The organism is Streptomyces sp. NPDC058665, assembly GCF_042714995.1.
Lineage (GTDB): Bacteria > Actinomycetota > Actinomycetes > Streptomycetales > Streptomycetaceae > Streptomyces.
In genome coordinates this window covers 1-18,204 of the sequence record NZ_JBHXRX010000014.1, presented here as the reverse complement: position 1 = coordinate 18,204, position 18,204 = coordinate 1, and the positions used below count along the sequence as shown (strand labels likewise).

Sequence of the window (18,204 nt, the reverse complement as noted above, 5' to 3'; positions counted from 1 at the left end):
GCCATCCGGCCGCTTCGTCCCCGCTGACCTGCGCCGGGGCGCCGGGGAATCTCACTCGTCCGGGATGCGTGTCGCAGCCGAAAGGGTGGGCGCACCCGTCCCCGTACAGCGGAAGAGCCGCCCACCCCGGGACGGGGGAGCGGCTCTTGCCGTGGGTGACGGCACTCGTGCTGCGGTCTGATTCAGGCGTTGACGCAGGTGTTGCCGAAGGCCGGGTTGAGCAGGCCGATGATGCCGACGGTGTTGCCGCAGACGTTCACGGGCACGTGCACCGGGATCTGGGCGGCGTTGCCGGAGAGGAACCCCGGGGAACCGACAGCCGCGCCCTGGGCGCCGCTGTCGGCGATGGCGGCACCGGAGGCGCCGACGACGGCGGCTGCCGCCGCGGAGGACAGGACAACAGCCTTGGCGATACGCGACATGGGGATGAGCTCCTCGGTCGTATGGGAGTGGGGGGTACGGGCGCGGTCGCCCGACTTACCGATCAACGCGGGGGGTGCTGATCGGTTGCGGCCCGAATGAGTGAAGAAACCGGCCCGTTCCCGCGGCGGACGGTCGGAACCGTCGTGGGTCAGGCGTTGACGCAGGTGTTGCCGAAGGTCGGGTTGAGCAGGCCGGCGAGGCCGGCCGTGTTGCCGCAGAGGTTGACCGGGACGTGGACCGGGATCTGGAGCAGATTGCCGGAGAGGACACCGGGGGAGTTGGCGGCGACTCCCTCGGCGGAGGCGCCGCTTGAACCGCCTGAGCCGTGACCGCCGTGACCGGTGGCCGACGCCATACCGGCACCGGCGAGGAGGAGGGCGGCGCTCGACGCTGCCATGACTACGGACTTGGCGACTCGGTTCATGACCATTTCCTTTCGATTTGCCAATGCTGCGACAGACTCAACGACCGGCGGCCCTCCGGGAAACGCGAGTTGGCCCGAAGAGTTCGAATGGCGGCGCGTGCTGGTTTGAGCACGGCCCTATTCCGGGAAAGCGATTGTGCCTTCGGTTCGGTCCTGCGCGGCTCACGTGATTTTCATTCCGCGCTCTGTGAGGGTGCACTGGCGTTTCGTTCTTCCGGTCGGAGAGTCCCTATGCGCGATTGCGTGGTTCATGCTGTAAGGAGGGGTCTGCTGTTCGCCGTGACGGCGACGGTGACGGCGACCGCCGTCGCAGTGACTCCGGCCCCGGTTTCGTCGGCAACTGCCGTGGCGGCGCCGGGAGTTTCGGAGGTCGCGGAGGATTCCGCGGACGGGTTCGCGGACGAGGCGCCCCGCATTCCGTTCGGCGAGCGTTATCACGCCGTCCAGCACGGTGGCATCGTCCGGGTCGCCAACTCGGCCATCACCTGCCGCACCACGGGCCGGTTCACCCCGGTCACCCCCGTAGCCGCATCGGCCTGCGAAGCCGCGCGGGACAGCGCCACGGCGGCCAACGACCAGTACGACATGTTCTACACGGACCTCGACGAGGACCCGAACACCTACAACTCGACCCGGGGCGAACTGCGCGTACCGGCCGGCGGGAAGGTGAGCTACGCGCGGCTCTACTGGGGCGGCAACCTCCGTGTCGGTGAGCAGAAGCCGCCGGAGGACAACGGCCGCGTGCTGATCGCCGAACCCGGCGGCGCGTACAAGGAAGTCCTGTCCGACACGCTGATCGGCCGCCGTTCGGCCGGCGGCGCCGATGCCTACCAGGCGTCGGCGGACATCACACCGCTGGTGCGGTTCGCCGGTTCGGGCATGTACACGGTGGCGCAGATCAATGTCGCCATGGGCCGGACGGCGGCAGGCGCGTGGGGCGGCTGGACGATGGTCGTCGCGTACGAGAGGGCCGAGGACCCGCTGCGTCATCTGGTGGTGTGGGACGGCTTCGAGGCGCTCGACGCGGAGCATCCGCAGGTGCGGGCCGGGCTCGGGAAGCTGCCTACGCCGGCCGGCGCGGAGGGCGCCATCGGGGTCGTCTCGTACGACGGTGACTCCGGGGCGGGCGGTGAATCACTGACCGTCGGGACAGGGCGCGGGAATGCTCGTTCGATCGGCGACAGGGTCAATCCGGCGGGCGATGTGATGAATTCAAGCATCGCAGATGACGGTATCAATCAGATTAAACGAAAACCCGCTTACAAGAACACTCTCGGATATGACTCAGATATCTTCGACCTGCGCGAAGCGCTGGTCCCGGGAGGCGACACTATGAACGTCAGTTACCGGACCGGGCGAGACTCGGTCTGGCTCGGCGCGTTTTTCGTCGCGGTGGACGCGCGGCGCTGAGCCGGCTCGCGCGTCCGTGTTTCAGCGGCGCTTTCTGACTTACCGGATTGTCCGACCTCATGACACCTGAGTCCACGAACGGAGTGAGTTACGCGTGCGCCCACCAACGCACAGACCCGGTTCCGGCTTTACGGTGCTCCATCTCGTCCAGCCGGTCGACGGAGGAGTGGGCCGCGTCGTCGCGGATCTCGTCCAGGCACAGGTCACCGCCGGAATGCGGGTCGTCGTCGCCTGCCCCGAACGGGGGCGACTCGGGCCCGACGCCGCCGCGCTGGGCGCCGAGACCGAGATCTGGGACGCCACCCGCGACCCCGGCTTCGGACTGCCCGCCGAGATCCGCCGGGTCGCCGAACTGGTCGGACGGATCCGGCCCGACGTGGTGCACGCGCACAGCGCGAAGGCGGGCTTCGCCGGGCGCCTGGCCGTACGGGGACGCGTCCCGACCGTGTTCCAGCCGCACGCCTGGTCGTTCGAGGCCGTCAGCGGTACGACCGCGGCCCTCGCCCGGGGCTGGGAGCGGCTGGCCGCCCGCTGGACCGCGCGCGTCGTCTGTGTGAGCGAGGCCGAACGGGGCCGGGGCGAGCGCGCCGGGGTACGGGCGCCCTGGTCCGTCGTCCACAACGGCGTCGACGCCGACCGCTTCCGCCCGGCCGGTACCGCCGGCCCCCTCGCATCGACGGCCGCCGCCCGCGCCGCGCTTCCCCGACTCGCCGAACTCCCCCCGGACACACCCCTCGTCGCGTGCGTCGGCCGGATCTGCCGCCAGAAGGGGCAGGACATCCTGCTACGGGCCTGGTCACTGGTCCTCGACACGGTGCCGGAGGCCCGCCTCGTGCTCGTCGGCGACGGCCCCGACGCCGAGCGGCTGCGCGCGGGCGCCCCGCCGTCGGTGCTCTTCGCCGGGGCCGTACGGGACACCGCGCCCTGGTACCGCGCCGCCGACCTCGTCGTACTGCCCTCCCGCTGGGAGGGCATGGCGGTCGCGCCGCTCGAAGCCATGGCCAGCGGGCGCGCCGTACTGCTCAGCGACGTGGACGGGGCCCGCGAGAGCCTGCCGCCCGCCCAGCGGGCGCACTGTCTGACCCCGCCCGAGGACCACACCGCCACCGCGAAGGCGATCACCGCGCTGCTGCGCGACCGGGCGCTGCGGGAGGACTTCGGCCGCCAGGGCCACGAGCACGTACGCAGCACCTACGACCTACGGCAGACCACCAAGGCCATCGCGGACGTGTACCGCGACGTCGCCGCCGTGCCGTGTTCCGAGCGCAGGGAGGCGATCTCCCAGTGACCACGGAAAGCACCAGCGTCCCCGCACCCTCCGGGCGCGGACAGACAGGCCACCCGGCGGCGGCGGGCGCCGGACCGCTGAGCAAGGAACCCGGCAGCCCCGGCCCCGGCACGCTCACAGGACCGGCCGAGCCCGTCGGGGTGACCTTCACCGCCACCGGCCTGCGGCCGCTCGGGTTCGTCCCGATGGGACCGCAGCAGGACGGGTCCGACCGTGTCGCGCTCCCGCACCGCCGCCGTACGGCCGCGCCCCTGCGCTTCGCGCTGCCGCTCATCGCCGCCGACTGGACGGGGGCCCTGCTGGGCACCGCCGTACTCGACTCAGCACAGCATCACCTGGCGCTGATCGTGCCGCTCATGGCGTGCGTCGCCGTTCTCAACACGTACGCCGGGCTCTACCGCCGGTGGGAACCGCGCACCGCACTGGACGAACTCCCCGCGCTGGGCGCGCGCATCCTCATCGCGTGGTGCACCGCCGCCGCACTGCTGGCCGCGCTCTTCCCCGGGCACACGCTGAGCCTCACCGCTCTCGTGGCCGGCAGTACCACCCAGTTAGTCGTCGCCTGCTTCGGCCGGGCCCTCGTCCACGGCTACCGGCGGCACACGGCGCGCAGCCGGCTCACCTCCGCGCTGGTCGTGGGCACAGGGCCGGCGGCACGGCGGCTCGCGGGGCTGCTCGCCCGGCACCCCGTCTACGGCCTGGCGCCCGTCGGCATCGTCGCCCCCGCCCGCGGCGAGCGGACCGGCGACGGGACCACTGACCCGCAAGGCGAGGAGTACCCCTCCGAGGAGTACCCCTCCGAGGAGTACCCGTCCGAGGCCGACACCGACGCCGACATTCTCGTTCCCGTGCTCCCCGTACTGAGCACCATCGAGGAGATCCACCGCGCCGTCATCCAGAACGGCGTCCGGCACGCGGTGTTCCTCGACGACACCAGGGGCGGCACTATCCCCGGCGCCGAGGCCGACCGGACCGGGCTCGTCGCGCTCTTCCACGAGTACGGCTGCGCCACCTGGTTCATCGGCGGAATCGGTGGAGCCGGGGTCGGCGGCGCCATGTCGCAGCACCTCTGGGGCTTCACCTGCCGCCGCGTCCCCGCGCCCACCGCGCGCCGCGGCACCCTCGCCAAGCGGCTGCTCGACATCGCCGTCGCGGCCCCCATCCTGCTCGCGATCTCACCTGTGCTGCTGGCGTGCGCGCTCGCCGTACGGTTCCTCGACGGCCCCGGGGTGCTGTTCCGCCAGGAACGCATCGGACAGCACGGCCGCCCCTTCACCCTGCTGAAGTTCCGCACCCTGCGCCCGGCCGACGACCACGAGGCGGCCACCCGCTGGTCCGTCGCCAACGACCGGCGGATGAGCCCGGTGGGCCATCTCCTGCGCCGTACGTCGATGGACGAACTGCCGCAGATCTGGAACGTCCTGCGGGGCGACATGAGCCTCGTCGGCCCCCGCCCCGAACGCCCCTTCTTCGTCGCCAACTTCAGCAAGACCCATCCGGGCTACGCGGCACGCCACCGGATGCCCGTCGGTATCACCGGTCTCGCGCAGGTCCACGGGCTGCGCGGGGACACCTCCATCGAGGACCGCTCCCGATTCGACAACCACTACATCGACCACTGGTCGTTGTGGCAGGACGTGTGCATCATCATCCGAACCGCCCTCTCCCTCGTACGCCCGGCGGGGAGCTGACGTGGCCGACGCCCGAGGCACGCTGCTCCTCGCCCCCCGTACCGAATCCGATCCTCTTCCCCTCACCGCCTCCGCCGAACGCGACTGGCGCGGGGCGCTGCGCCGGGCCGCTCCGGTGCTGCCCGTCCTCGTGGTGGTCGCGCTCGTCGCCGTGCCGGTGGCCGGTCCCGCCGGGGACGGCGCGGCCGGCTCCGGGACGGTGGCCGACGCCGCTTCCGCGCTGCTGGTTCTCTTCTGTCTCGTACGGGTGCTGCGCGAGCGCGCCCGGCCGCTGACCCGAACGGCCGCGCTGGTACTGGGACTTCCCGTGTTCGGCGTGTGCGTCGCCGCGATCACGTCGTACGACCCCGTGTCCAGCCTGCCGGGCGTGGCGCGCTACCTCCAGATCTTCGTGCTGGTCCCCGGCGCGCTGCTGCTGCTGATCAGGGACCGCCGGGACTTCCGGCTCATCGCCTGGTCGATGGTGGTCCTCGCGCTGGTGCAGGGGGTCGTCGGCGTCGTCCAGTACCTGACCGGCACCGGCGCCTCGTACATGGGCGAGGACGTCCGCGCCGTCGGCACGTTCGGACCCACCGACGTCATGGGCATGGCCACGGTCGTGTCGTACGGCCTGGTCGCCGCCGTCGGCCTGGCCCTTGGCGCGGGAGCCGAACCCGGCCAGGGCGGCGGGCGTGACGTGCCGCGCCGGCAGCGGGCCGTCGCGCTCGGCTGCGCCGCACTGCTCTTCCTGCCGCTCGTGGTCTCCTTCAGCCGGGGCGCGTGGATCGCGACCGCCGTGACCGTCACGCTGCAACTCGCGCTCTCCGGGCTGCGCCGCGCGGCCCGGGTCGCCCTCGTGGTGGCTGCGTTCGGTGTCGTACTCGTCGGCGGACTCGGCATCGGCTCGCAGATGGTCTCCGAACGGCTCGGCAGCATCACCGAGGTCACCGAGGCGCCCGACAGGTCGGTCACCGACCGGTACACGATGTGGGCGGCGGCGGCCGGGATGTGGCGCACCGATCCGGTCACCGGCGTCGGGCTGAAGGGCTTCCCCGCCTACCGCGACAGCCACTCCTCGGTCGCCCTCTCGTCGGGCAGCGACACGGCCGGCGCGGGCAAGGCGTTCGAGCGTCAGCCGCTGCTCTCGCCGCACAACATGTATCTGCTGGTCCTGAGCGAACAGGGGATCGTCGGTCTGCTGGCGCTGGCCGGGAGCTGGGCCGCGCTGCTCGTCCTCGTGCTGCGGCGGCTGCCCGGCGCACGGCGCGGACACACGGGCTTCGACTGCGCGCTGGTCGCCGCGGGGCTCCTCATCTGGCAGCTGGTGGACTTCGGTTACGCGGACATCGGCGGGCCTTCGACGGTGCTGACGGCCGTCGTGCTCGGTCTGGCCGCGTGGTGGGCGCTCGACCGCCGGGCGAACCACCGCGAGGACGGCGGAGCCGTCGGAGCCGTCCAGGAATCCGGTGCGGCGTGAGCGATCTGACCGACGCGACGCAGCCCAGGACGGAGCCCGCCGGAGCGGGCGCGCCCGCCGAATCCGCTCCGGCCGCCCAGCAGCCCGCCGTTCCCAGCCGCAGGCCGCCGCCCCCCTCGATCTCGCTGTCCAAGCGGACCGACGCGGACAACGACGCCGACACGGGCGCGGACACCGGCGCGGACGCCGCCGATCCGGGCGGCGGGGGTGCCCATCTCTCCGGCCGTTTCCTCGCCCGCGCGGCGCTGGTGACCGCCGTCCTCACCGCAGCCGGAGCCCTGCTCGGTCTCGTACGCGACCAGACCATCGCCCACCTCTACGGGGCGGGCCCCGACACCGACGCGTTCCTCGTCGCCTGGACCGTCCCCGAAGTCGCGTCGACGCTGCTCATCGAGGACGCGATGGCGCTCATCCTGGTGCCCGCCTTCAGCCTCGCGCTCGCGCGCAGGGCGGCGCGTCAGCCGCTCCTGCCCGGCCCACCGCCCGACCTCGCTCCCGACCTCGACACCGGCCTCGATCCCGACCGTGACCGCGATCGTGACCCCGTGCACGCCCTGCTGCGTACGACCCTGCCGGTCCTGCTGCTCGCGCTCAGCGCGGGCGCCGTCCTGCTGATCCTGGCCGCGCCCTGGGTGGTCGCCGTCCTGGCCCCCGGCCTCCCCGACACCCGACTGGCCGTCGACTGCACCCGGTTGACGGCCACTTGCGCGTTCAGCTTCGGCGTCGCCGGGTACTGCAGCGCCGTCCTGCGGGCGCATGGCAGCTTCGTACCGCCCGCGATGATCTACGTCGCGTACAACGTCGGCATCATCGCCACGATGCTGGTCCTCAGCGACCGGCTCGGGGTGCGCGCCGCGGCCGTCGGAGTCGCACTCGGCGGCGTCCTGATGGTCCTCGTCCAGGCGCCGGTCGTCTGGCGCCGGCTGCGCGAACGCCGCGCGGCCGGGCCTGCGCACGAGCCGGCCCACGAGCCGTCCGGCGAACAGCCCGGCACCGGCCGGCCGCTCGTCGTCATCGGACTGCTCGCCCCCGTCGTCGTCTTCGCCCTCACGCGCCAGTCCCAGGTCCTCATCGAACGCTTCCTGGCCGCGCCCCTGCCCGCCGGCGCCATCTCGCATCTCAACTACGCGCAGAAGGTCGCGCAGATGCCGATGGTGCTGTCCCTCATGCTCTGCACGGTCACCTTCCCCGTCGTCGCGCGCGCCATGGCGGCCGGGGATACCGACCGGGCCAGGCGGCGCGTCGAACGCGACCTCGCGCTCGCCGGTGTCATCGTGCTCGTGGGCGCCGCGACCGTCGTCGCGTGCGCACCGCAGATCATCGAAATCCTCTTCCAGCGCGGTGCTTTCGACCGGGCGGACACGGCGGCCACCGCCACCGTGATGCGTGTCTACGCACTGGGGCTGCTCGGCCACACCCTCGTCGGGGCCCTCGTCCGCTGCTACTTCTCCGCCGCGCGCCCCCTGTGGTTCCCGGCGCTCGCCATGCTCACCGGCCTCGCCCTCACCACCGCGGGCGGCGCCCTGCTGGTCGGCACCTGGGGCGTCCTCGGGATCGCGGCGGGCAACGCGCTGGGCATCACCGTCACCGCCGCCCTCCTGCTCCACGGTGTCGCCCGGCACAGCGTTCCGGTGCGGGTCCGCCACATGACCGGAGGGCTCGTCAAACTCAGCGCCGCCGCCGCTGCCGCCACCGGCTCCGGATGGCTCTGCGGCGCCCTCGTCCCCGCCCCCGTACCGGCGGCGGCCCTCGCCGGTCTGGTGGTCGCCGCGGTGTTCCTCGTGATCGCACGCGCCCTCCAGGTGCCCGAGATCGACTCCCTCGTCCGCTCCGCCACACGAAAGCTCATCGATGTCCGCTGACACGGTCTCCGCAGGCCCCCTGTGGGCAGCCATGTACCACTCGATCACCGACTCGGCCGACGACCCCTACCAGGTGACCGTCTCGCCCGACCGGCTCGACCGGCAGCTGCGCTGGCTGCGCCGCCGCGGGCTCACCGGCGTGAGCATGGAGCGCCTGCTGGTCGCCCGCGCGCGGGGCCGCGACGCCGGACTCGTCGGCCTGACCTTCGACGACGGTTACGCCGACTTCCTGACCAACGCCGTGCCGCTGCTGCACCGGTACGAGTTCACCGCCACCGTCTATGTGCTCCCCGGCCGGCTCGGCGGCAGCAACGAATGGGACAGCCTCGGCCCGCGCAAGCCCCTCCTCACGGCCGACGGCATCCGCGAGGCGGCGGCGGCCGGCATGGAGATCGGCTCGCACGGGCTGCGCCACACCGATCTCACCGCCGCCGACGACGCGCTGCTGACCGAGGAGACACGCGGCAGCCGCGAGGCGCTGTCCGCGCTCACGGGCGGCGAGGTGACCGGGTTCTGCTATCCGTACGGCACGGTCGACGAACGCGCCATGACCGCCGTACGGGAGGCCGGTTACCGGTACGCGGTCGGCATCAGCCCCGGCCCGCTCACCGGCCTGTTCGCACTGCCGCGGGTGCACATCGGCCAGGAGGACACCGCTTTCCGGCTCTTCCTGAAGCGCGCCCTGCACGGCCGGCGCCGGGAACCGGTTCCCTACGTCCCGTACGGCCCCGCCTCCCTGCCCGCCGAGGCCGCGACCACGGGTGAGGGCGGCGGCGCATGAAGGTGCTGCATGTCATCACCGGTCTCGGCATCGGCGGCGCGGAACAGCAACTGCGCCTGCTGCTACGCCAGTTGCCCACCGACAGCGCCGTCGTCACGCTCACCAACCCGGGTGCTGTCGCACGCGGGATCACCGCCGACGGCTGCCCGGTCACCAACCTCGATATAAGAGGCAACCGTGACCTCGGCGCACTGCCCCGCCTGACAGGGCTGATCAGGGACGGCCGGTACGACCTGGTCCACACCCACCTCTACCGCGCCTGTGTGTACGGACGCCTCGCCGCGCGCCTCGCGGGCGTACGGACCGTCGTCGCCACCGAGCACTCCCTCGGCGCCACCCAGATCGAGGGCCGCCCCCTGACCGCCGGCGCCCGCGCCCTCTACCTCGGCACCGAACGCCTCGGCTCGGCGACGGTCGCCGTCTCGACCACCGTCGCGCACCGCCTGCGCCGCTGGGGCGTACGCCGGGACCGTATCCATGTCGTGCCCAACGGCATCGACGTGCCGCGCTTCGGCTACGACGAGACGGCCCGGCACAAGGCCCGCGCCGAACTCGGCCTGCCCGCCGACGCGTTCGTCGTCGGCGGAGTCGGCAGGCTCAGTCCGGGCAAGCGCTTCGACACGCTCGTCCGCGCCGTCGCCGCCCTGCCCGGCGCCCGCCTCCTGCTCGTCGGCGAGGGCCCCGAGCGCGACCGACTGTGCTCCCTGGCAACGGAGTTGGGCGCATCCGACCGGATCCTGATGCCCGGCGCGTGCGAGGACCCACCGCCGAATCCGGCCGCCGACGAGGGACCTGACCTGCCGTCACTTCTCGCCGCCATGGACCTTTTCGTGTCCACGTCCGAGGACGAGGCCTTCGGGCTCGCGATGGTCGAGGGCCTGGCCGCCGGGCTGCCCGTCCTGCACGTCACCTGCCCCGCCCTGACGGACCTGCCCCCCGACGCGGCACCGGGCGCGCGCCAGATCAGCGGGACGGTCTCCGACCTCGTCACCGAACTGGCCGAATTCCAGAGGCGGTTCACCTCCGGCGACGGCCCCCGCCGACTGCCGGTACCGCCCGCGGCCCGCCACTACGACATCTCCCGCAGCGCCGAACAGCTGATGTCCGTCTACGACCACGCCCTGCGGGGGAACGGCGGCCCGTCCGCGCGCCCCGTCCGCCGCCCGGCCACCCCCGAGGAGTGAGTGCCCGATGACGAAGACCGAGAAAGAGAGCGGCAAGCGCCGCGAGGGCTCCTGGCCCGGCCGGGTCCTGGCGAGGACCAAAGCCCTGTTCGTCTGGTGGATCGTGCCGGTCTGCGTCCTGATCGGGGCGTTCGCGGGCGGTGCGTACGGCACGCTCCGTACGCCGCAGTACTCCGCCACCAGCTACGTACTCGTCGTACCGACCGACAAGACCGACCCCGCCGCCGCGCTCGGCTTCGCGCAGGCATACGGGCGGGTCGCCTCGCAGGTCGCCGTCACCGGCGACGCCCAGGTGTGGGCCGGGGTCTCCCGGAAGGTCCTCAAGGAGAACGTCACCACGGTCACCTCGCCCGACGCCCCGATGATCTCGGTGACCGCCACCTCCAGCGGCCGGCAGAGGGCCGTCAGCATGGCCGACGGCGTCGCGCGCTCGCTGGTGCTCAACGGCACGCAGATGCAGGGCAGTACGAACGTCCGGGTGGTCCAGTTCGCCCGTGCGGTCAAGCCCACCAGCCCCGTGTCACCGTCGGTGCCGCTGGCCGCGCTCGTCGGCGCCGCCGCGGGCGGCCTCCTCGGCGGCCTCCTCGTACTGGTGCGCCCGAAGCGGCGGCCCGGCGAGGTGCACGCGCCGGTACCCGGTCCGTCGGCCGCGCCCGTGCCCCAGACGGAGAGTGTGTGATGGCGCCGGAATCGACCACCAAGCGAGGCCGGCGGGCGGGCGCGGCAGCCCCGGCCAGGACCGTCGGCAGAGGCACCTTCACGGCACTGACCTCCGAGATCTGCCGGGACCCCGACCGGTTCGGCGCCCTCGCCGCCGAGTGGACCGCGCTCCACCGCCGCTCCGGCGCCGCCACCCCCTTCCAGAGCCACGCGTGGCTGCACTCCTGGTGGCTGTCGTACGGCACCCGCGGCCGGCTCCGCGTCGTCCTCCTGCGCCGGGACGGCGCGCTCGTCGGCGCCGCGCCGCTGATGCTGGTCCACCGGCCGTTCCCCGTACTGGTCCAACTCGGCGGCTCCATCTCCGACTTCTCCGACGTCCTGCTCGACGACGACTGCGCCGACAGCGCGGCCCCCGCCCTCGCGAAGGCCCTCGCCAACGCCGCGCGCACCGCCGTGATCGACCTCCGGGAGGTACGGCCCGGCGCCGCCGTCGAACGGGTCTACGAGTGCTGGGACGGCCCGCGCGACACGCTGCCCGACTCGCCCTGCCTCGAACTGCCCGCCGTCCCCATGGACGAGCTGCTCGGCCGTCTCCAGTCCTCCCGCGCCCAGCGCGTCAGGGCCAAGATCCGCAAGATCGACTCGGCCGGCATCGAGGAACGCGAGGTGCCGGGCGACGAGATCCCGACCGCCGTCGAACGGCTCCTCCATCTCCACCGGCTCCAGTGGGAGGGACGCGGCGTCACCCAGGAACACCTCAGCGCCCGTTTCGCCCAGCATCTGACCCGCTCGGTGCGGGCGATGGTCGAGTGCGGCGACGCGCGGATCACCGAGTTCCTGCTCGGGGGCGAGGTGGTGGCCGCCGACCTCACCCTGATGTCACCGCGGCTCGCGGGCGGTTATCTGTACGGCGCCGACCCGATGCTGCGCGAGCGGAAGGTCGACGTCGCCACGATGCTGCTGCGCGACAGCGCCCGGCGGATCAGCGCCGACGGCCGCTCCACGCTGAGCATGCTGCGCGGCAACGAACCGTACAAGCACCACTGGCGCCCGGAGACCGTCTGCAACCAGCGGCTGCTGATGGCGCGCCGCCTGGCGGCCCCCTCGCTGCGCATGGTCGCCGCCCACGCCGCCGCGCGCGGCCGGGCCGCCGTCCTGGTCAACGAGCGGCTGCCGGTGATGAAGGCAAGGCTGGGCCCCGTCTTCAAAGGAGCGTCGTCCGCCGGCAGGGCGGACCGGACGGGATCTTGAAGACAGGGCCCGGTGAGGTGTGAGGCGCACACGCCGAGGCGGCGGCAAGGGATGACCGTGCCGCCGCCGGGGTGACGGACCTCAGCTCAGGTCAGCCAGCGTTCCCACCCGCTGAAGCGAAGGCAGATCTTCTTGCCGAGGACGGTCTCGATCCACGAACTGAGCGTCAGCGTCTTGCAGTTCGCCGGTGTCTCGGGTTTCGCCGGGGCGCTGGGATCCGGCTGGGGCTCGGCGGGTGTGACCGGCGGGACGCTCGGTTCCGCCTGGGGCCGCTGCCCGTACAGCATCGAACGGAACACCTTCGAGGACCGCGGATTCTCGCGGCACTGATATACGCCGTGCGGGCAGTAATCGGTGACCGTGTTGTACAGCGGCCGGTGATCCTTGATCCACTTGAGCATGCCCCGCATGTATTCGGGATTGTCGCCGTTGCGGAAGAGGCCCCACTCCGGATAGGAGATAACCTTTCCATGCCGAGCGGCGAAATTCACATGGTGATGGAGCCCGTACGGCTCATTGACCTGCTCCTCGAACGTCCGCCCCGGCGGCTGGTCGTAGGAGTCCATCCCCACGATGTCCACGACGTCGTCGCCCGGATAGCAATCGGTCCAGGGAATGGCGTCCCTTCCGCGGTTCGGAGCGAAATCGAAACGGAATTTCTGGCCGGGTACCGCGCGCATGGCGCCGACAATCCGCTTCCAGTACGCCTTCCAGGCCCGCGGGTCGGGGGCGCAACGATGGGTGTACGTGGTGCCGTTCATCTCCCAGCCGAGCACGACGACCGTGTCCGGCACGCCGAGGGAGACCAGCCGCTCGGCCAGGACCCGGAAGTGCCGGTCGTACTCGCCCAGGGCGCCCCGGCGCAGTTCCTTGCGGACATCCGCGTCACCGACCCGGCCCTCGGTCCGTTCGAGCATCGGGACGTTGAGCACGAACATGCGGTCGGCGCGGGCCTTCTTCCAGTCGGCCCAGTCCTTCAGGAAGCTCGGGCTGCCCTCGATGTTGGACCAGACGTCACCGGGGAGATACGAGTGCCCGACCCGCAGTTCCGTACCCCCGAGCCATTTCTCCATTGCGGCGATACGGCGGACGCCCTCGGGACCGAAATCGAGGTACGCCCCCATCGCAGGCGATTTCACTTCCGGCGGTTCGGGAATGCCGCGGGCATCGGGGCCGGCGGCGTGACTCGCCATCGGCAGCGCGGAACCCGAGCAAAGGAGGCCGGTCATGATGACACCAAGCCAGGTGCTGATCAGCCGTCGAAATCGATAGGACATGTGTGCTCCTCATGAGGGGAGGCGTTCCGTATCGCACAGCTCCAAAACTATTTCTGGCAGGCCGATCGGGAACCCGGTCCGCCCTTTTACTAGACCGTCCGTGGATTTCACCCCCCGCATGGGTCATCGAAAATGAAGGACACCACCGTGGCGAGCTTTGACACCAGCGTCCCCGCCGTGCTCGTGCGGCTCGACCGGAATCCCTTCCACCACGGAACGCTCGGCGCGGTCAGATCACTCGGCCGCGCGGGAATCACGGTCCATGCCGTGATCGAGTCCGCGCGCAGCCCCGTCGCCAGATCCCGGTATCTGCACACCGGCCATCCGCGTCCCGACAACCGGGTCCCGGACGACGGGCCGCGGGCCACGGCGGCCGACGAGAGGGAGGAACTGCACGGACTGCTGCTGCGGATCTCGGAGCGGCTCGGCGCCCCCGCCGTCCTCGTCCCCCTCGACGATCTGAGCGCTATCTCCGTCGCTCGGCTGAGGCCCCGCCTGGCCGGCCGCTATCTCCTGCCCGAACAGCCGTCAGGCCTGCCCGAGCGGGTCGCCGACAAGGCGGAGCTGGCCGAGATCTGCGCCACCCTCGGGCTGCCGCACCCCCGTACGGCCGTCCCCGGTGACAGCGCGGAGGCCGCGCGGGCGGCCTGGACATTGGGGCTGCCGGTGGTCGCGAAGTGGAGCCGCCCATGGCTGCTGCCCCAGGGCTCCGGGCTGCGCAGCACCGTCGTGGTGCGCTCGCCGCGCGAGGCCAGGGAACTGTTCGGGCGCGGCGCGGAGGCGGGAAGCCGGCTGCTGCTCCAGGAGATGCTGCCGCGCGGACGCGATCTGGACTGGTTCTTCCACGGCTACAGCGGCGGCGACGGCACGCTCCTGGGCGCGACCGGACGCAAGGAACGGTCGTGGCCGGTGGCCGCCGGGCTGACGGCGGTCGGCCGGTGGCTGCCCAACCCCACCGTGGAACGGCTGGCGGGCGAGGTGATCGCCGCGCTCGGCTACCGGGGCATCGTCGACCTCGACTTCCGGCTCGACGCCGCCACCGGCGCGTACCACCTGCTCGACTTCAACCCCCGGCCCGGCGCCCAGTTCCGGCTCTTCACCGACCCGGCGGGCACGGACGTCGTACGGGCGCTGCATCTGGACCTCACCGGGCGCCCCGTTCCCCCTCTGGTCCCGGCGCACGGGCGGACCTTCGTGGTCGAGCAGTACGCGCTGCTGTCCGCCCTGTCCTCGGCCGGGCGCCGGAAGCGGGGGCACGCGAAGGCCCGGCGGATCCGGCCGGCCGGCACGGAGGCGGCGTGGTTCGCGCGGGACGATCCGCGTCCCGCGTACGCCATGACCGCGGCCTGGCTCCTGCACGCGGCGCGTGGCAGCGTACGCCGGCTCCGCCTCCGGGCCCGGCCGTCCGCCGGGCTGCCGGGGGACGAGCGGGCGCCGCGGTCGCTCCTGTCCGGCGTACGCCAGCGCCGGCGCGCCCCGGAGCCCGCCGCCGACAGCACCACCCCGCCCGTCCCGCGCTGACCCCGATCCCACGAGAGAAAGAGAGCGGCGAACTCGTATGCAGGACTTGGTAGTTGTGGGTGCCGGCCCCTACGGGCTGTCCATCGCGTCGCACGCGGCGGCGGCCGGTCTCCAGCCCCGGGTGTTCGGGCGGCCGATGGCGGCCTGGCGGGACGGGATGCCGCCCGGCATGTTCCTGAAGTCGGAGCCGTGGGCGTCGAACCTCTCCGACCCCAAGGGCGAGTACGGGCTCGCGGCCTACGCGGCGACCCAGGGGGTGCGGACCCCGCACGGGGTCCCGCTGCCGGTCGGCCTCTTCGCCTCGTACGGCCTGTGGTTCGCCGCCAAGGCCGCGCCGCCGGTGGAGGAACGAACCGTGACCGCCGTACGAGCCCGCGCCGGGGGTGGCTTCGAGGTCGCCGTCGACGACCCCGCGACCGGCACCGACGGCGAGACGGTCCTGGCCCGCACAGTGGTGCTCGCCGTCGGCGTCCGCCCCTTCGCCGACATCCCAGGACCGCTGCGGGCCCTCCCGCCCGAGCGGGTGTCGCACAGCGTCGACCACGCGGACCTCACGCGCTTCAAGGGCATGGACGTGACGGTCGTCGGGGCGGGCCAGGCCGCGCTGGAGACCGCGACGCTCCTCGCCGAACAGGGCACGGCCGTACGCGTGGTCGCCCGGTCCGAGCGGCTGAACTGGAACACCCTCCCGCCGCCCCTCGAACGCCCCATGGGCGAGGCCGCCCGCACCCCGCACACGGGCCTGGGCTGCGGCTGGAAGAACTGGCTCTACGCCCGTACCCCCGGGCTCTTCCACCGGCTGCCCGCGTCGACCCGCACGCGTGTCTTCACCTCGGCGCTCGGACCCGCCGGTGCCTGGTGGCTGCGTGAGCGGTTCGAGCGGGCCGTGGACCTCCGGCTGGGCGAGAACGTGGTCGCCGCCGCTCCCGCCAAGGGCCGGATCCGGCTCGACCTGCTATCCGGCCGCGGATCCGACGCGGTCACGACCGACCATGTCATCGCGGCCACGGGCTTCACCCCCGGCCTGGACAGGACCGGACTGCTCGACGAGCGGCTGCGCCGCAGGCTGCGCACCGTGGGCGCGAGCGGCGCCCCCGAGACGGACGCCTCCTTCGAGACGTCGCACCCCGGTCTGTTCGTGGCCGGTCTGCTGAGCGCGCCGTCGTTCGGCCCGTCGATGCGCTTCGTGTACGGCGCGACGTACACGGCGGGGCGGGTCGTACGCGGGGTGCGACGGCGGCTGGGAACGGGCTCACGGCACGTACAGCCGGGAGAGCCGCACGAGAGGCTTGCGGCCGGTGCGGCGCAGCCGAACTGGATGGAGCGGTTCTGACCGGAACCGCCGCCGGACGCGCAGCGTGGGCGCTGTGTCCGGCGGCGGGAGAGGGTCAGCGGCGGGCGGCCGTCCTGCTGCGGCGGTAGAGGATGCCGCCGCTGATCAGCAGGCCGGTGCTCATCGCGGCCGACGCCAGCAGGTTCGTGTTCGATCCGGTCGTGGCCAACTGGTCGACGAAGTCGCCCTCTTCGACGGGTCGCGGCTGCTCCGGGATCATCGGGACGTGGTTGTCCGGTACGACCGGGGGCTCCGCGGGGGGCCTCGGGGGGTTGCGGGGGTCGATCGGTTCGCCCGGGTGGTGCGGGGTCTTCGGGGGCGCCACGTCCGAGCCGTTCACGCAGGCGTTGCCGAAGGCCGGGTTCAGCACACCGACCAGGTCGACGCTGTTGCCGCAGATGTTCAGCGGGATGTCGAGCGGGGCCTGGACGAGGTTGCCCGAGAGCAGCCCCGGTGAGTTGGCCGTGGCGCCGGACGCCGACGAGCCGCCGTGGTCCGGGCGCTCGGAGTGACCGGCGGGGCCCGTGTGGGCTCCCTGGTCAGGACGGTGCCCGGGTCTGACCGGTGCGGAACTCCCGCCGTTCTCACCCGGCTTGGCGGCGTGCGTCGAACTCGCGTGGGTGTCGTGGGTGCTGTGGGTGCCCTGGGCGGGCACCCTGTGGGGTGCCGGCTTGGCGTGCGGGGCCTGCTGCTGCGCGTGGTGGTCGGGCCGGGGCTTGGAGGACCCTTGGCCGCCGGAGGAGTTGGCGCAGCTGTTGCCGAAGGACGGGTTGCCCGCGCCGACCGGGTTCACCGTGTTGCCGCAGAGGTTGACCGGGATCTCGACAGGGGCCTGGACGCTGTTGCCCGACAGCAGTCCCGGGGACCCGGTGGCGGCTGCCTCGCCGTTGGTGGCCTGGGCGTATCCACCGCTCAGGGACAGTACGCTCGACGCCGCCGCGGCGGTGAGCAGTCCTTTGCCGATGAGTTCTCGCATCTGGTTCTCCTGTGTGGCCGGTGTGTGTCGCCGGTGCTTCGTGGGTCTGTGCTGTGTTGACCGGGGCCGGCCCCGACGCGCGTATCGCTGTACGCGGTCGGGACCGGCCCCGGGGTGCGCCCCGGGGGCGCGTGTGCGCTCACGCGCACGTTGGTGCGGGTCAGGCGTTGACGCAGGTGTTGCCGGCCGTCGGGTTCAGCAGCGCGAACGCGTTGAGGCTGTTGCCGCACGCGTTGATGGGCACGTGCACGGGGATCTGGACGACGTTGCCGGACAGGAAGCCCGGCGAGTTCAGCGCGGCACCCTGCGCGCCCGAGTCGGCGACGGCCGGCCCCGCGGCACCGACGGCCAGGAGAACACCCGCCACAAGAGTGGCCGCTTTCTTCGCATTCATGGTTGAGCCCTTTCCGCAACGGGTCGCGTGCACGGCTCTCGTGCCACGCGAGCACGGATTTTCAGCCGCACCGCCGCTGCGGGAATCCCAACGAGTACGCGCTATTTAGGAAACTCCCCCGACATACGATACTGAGCCGGGGGGGGGGGATTAGCCCCCACCCGCGCAGTTAGCCCGGGAATGGGGGGCGGAGCGGCGCTGGGTGTCGGCCGGTGGCCGCCCCCGTGGGCGAGAGGGCCGGGGTGTGGTTTTGGTCAGTGTCTTATAAACAAC

16 protein-coding genes are annotated in these 18,204 nt (G+C 72.4%); 11 read left to right on the top strand and 5 right to left on the bottom strand.

The window, feature by feature from the left end; all coding sequences use genetic code 11:
* Positions 1-182 precede the first annotated feature (182 nt).
* The gene (locus ACFWV8_RS11375) at positions 183-422 is read right to left on the bottom strand and encodes a chaplin (protein WP_329386554.1); all 240 of its coding nucleotides are present in this window, start codon (positions 420-422) and stop codon (positions 183-185) included.
* A 149-nt stretch (positions 423-571) separates the two neighbouring features.
* Complete coding sequence (locus ACFWV8_RS11370) at positions 572-847, bottom strand: chaplin (protein WP_384199886.1); 276 nt, start codon at positions 845-847, stop codon at positions 572-574.
* An 87-nt stretch (positions 848-934) separates the two neighbouring features.
* Here ACFWV8_RS11370 and ACFWV8_RS11365 point away from each other — a divergent pair, with 87 nt between their 5' ends.
* From ACFWV8_RS11365 to ACFWV8_RS11325, 9 genes are all read left to right on the top strand, one after another.
* The gene (locus ACFWV8_RS11365) at positions 935-2,257 is read left to right on the top strand and encodes a DUF3344 domain-containing protein (RefSeq protein ID WP_384199884.1); all 1,323 of its coding nucleotides are present in this window, start codon (positions 935-937) and stop codon (positions 2,255-2,257) included.
* Between the two features lie 94 nt (positions 2,258-2,351).
* A complete protein-coding gene (locus tag ACFWV8_RS11360) occupies positions 2,352-3,545 on the top strand; it encodes a glycosyltransferase (RefSeq protein ID WP_384199882.1) in 1,194 nt (397 codons plus the stop codon).
* Positions 3,542-5,236 carry a sugar transferase gene (locus tag ACFWV8_RS11355; RefSeq protein ID WP_384199880.1) on the top strand — a complete coding sequence of 565 codons (1,695 nt, stop codon included), beginning with the start codon at positions 3,542-3,544 and terminating at the stop codon, positions 5,234-5,236. The genes ACFWV8_RS11360 and ACFWV8_RS11355 overlap by 4 nt, the downstream gene beginning before the upstream one ends.
* Positions 5,237-5,333: 97 nt before the next feature.
* Positions 5,334-6,692, top strand: a complete 1,359-nt coding sequence (locus ACFWV8_RS11350; RefSeq protein ID WP_384200138.1) for an O-antigen ligase family protein — start codon at positions 5,334-5,336, stop codon at positions 6,690-6,692.
* Positions 6,689-8,554: a lipid II flippase MurJ gene (locus tag ACFWV8_RS11345; RefSeq protein ID WP_384199878.1), complete on the top strand. Its 1,866-nt coding sequence runs from the start codon at positions 6,689-6,691 to the stop codon at positions 8,552-8,554. The genes ACFWV8_RS11350 and ACFWV8_RS11345 overlap by 4 nt, the downstream gene beginning before the upstream one ends.
* On the top strand, positions 8,544-9,335 hold the full coding sequence (locus ACFWV8_RS11340; protein WP_384199876.1) for a polysaccharide deacetylase family protein: 792 nt from the start codon (positions 8,544-8,546) through the stop codon (positions 9,333-9,335). Before ACFWV8_RS11345 ends, ACFWV8_RS11340 begins: the two co-directional genes overlap by 11 nt.
* On the top strand, positions 9,332-10,519 hold the full coding sequence (locus ACFWV8_RS11335; protein WP_384199874.1) for a glycosyltransferase: 1,188 nt from the start codon (positions 9,332-9,334) through the stop codon (positions 10,517-10,519). The genes ACFWV8_RS11340 and ACFWV8_RS11335 overlap by 4 nt, the downstream gene beginning before the upstream one ends.
* Positions 10,520-10,526: 7 nt before the next feature.
* Positions 10,527-11,198 carry a lipopolysaccharide biosynthesis protein gene (locus ACFWV8_RS11330; protein ID WP_384199872.1) on the top strand — a complete coding sequence of 224 codons (672 nt, stop codon included), beginning with the start codon at positions 10,527-10,529 and terminating at the stop codon, positions 11,196-11,198.
* Positions 11,198-12,430: a GNAT family N-acetyltransferase gene (locus ACFWV8_RS11325; protein WP_384199870.1), complete on the top strand. Its 1,233-nt coding sequence runs from the start codon at positions 11,198-11,200 to the stop codon at positions 12,428-12,430. The genes ACFWV8_RS11330 and ACFWV8_RS11325 overlap by 1 nt, the downstream gene beginning before the upstream one ends.
* Positions 12,431-12,516: 86 nt before the next feature.
* Here ACFWV8_RS11325 and ACFWV8_RS11320 read toward each other — a convergent pair whose 3' ends face one another.
* Positions 12,517-13,707 carry a glycoside hydrolase family 26 protein gene (locus ACFWV8_RS11320; RefSeq protein WP_384199868.1) on the bottom strand — a complete coding sequence of 397 codons (1,191 nt, stop codon included), beginning with the start codon at positions 13,705-13,707 and terminating at the stop codon, positions 12,517-12,519.
* A 147-nt stretch (positions 13,708-13,854) separates the two neighbouring features.
* On the opposite strand from ACFWV8_RS11320, the gene ACFWV8_RS11315 reads away from it, so the two are divergent.
* Positions 13,855-15,228: an ATP-grasp domain-containing protein gene (locus ACFWV8_RS11315; protein ID WP_384199866.1), complete on the top strand. Its 1,374-nt coding sequence runs from the start codon at positions 13,855-13,857 to the stop codon at positions 15,226-15,228.
* Positions 15,229-15,265: 37 nt separating this feature from the next.
* Positions 15,266-16,561: an FAD-dependent oxidoreductase gene (locus tag ACFWV8_RS11310; protein ID WP_384199864.1), complete on the top strand. Its 1,296-nt coding sequence runs from the start codon at positions 15,266-15,268 to the stop codon at positions 16,559-16,561.
* Positions 16,562-16,616: 55 nt separating this feature from the next.
* Here the strand turns inward: ACFWV8_RS11310 and ACFWV8_RS11305 are convergent, their stop codons facing one another.
* Positions 16,617-17,537: a chaplin gene (locus tag ACFWV8_RS11305; RefSeq protein ID WP_384199862.1), complete on the bottom strand. Its 921-nt coding sequence runs from the start codon at positions 17,535-17,537 to the stop codon at positions 16,617-16,619.
* 160 nt (positions 17,538-17,697) lie between these two features.
* Entirely contained in the window at positions 17,698-17,931 is a 234-nt protein-coding gene (locus ACFWV8_RS11300) for a chaplin (RefSeq protein ID WP_384199860.1), read from the bottom strand.
* Positions 17,932-18,204 lie beyond the last annotated feature (273 nt).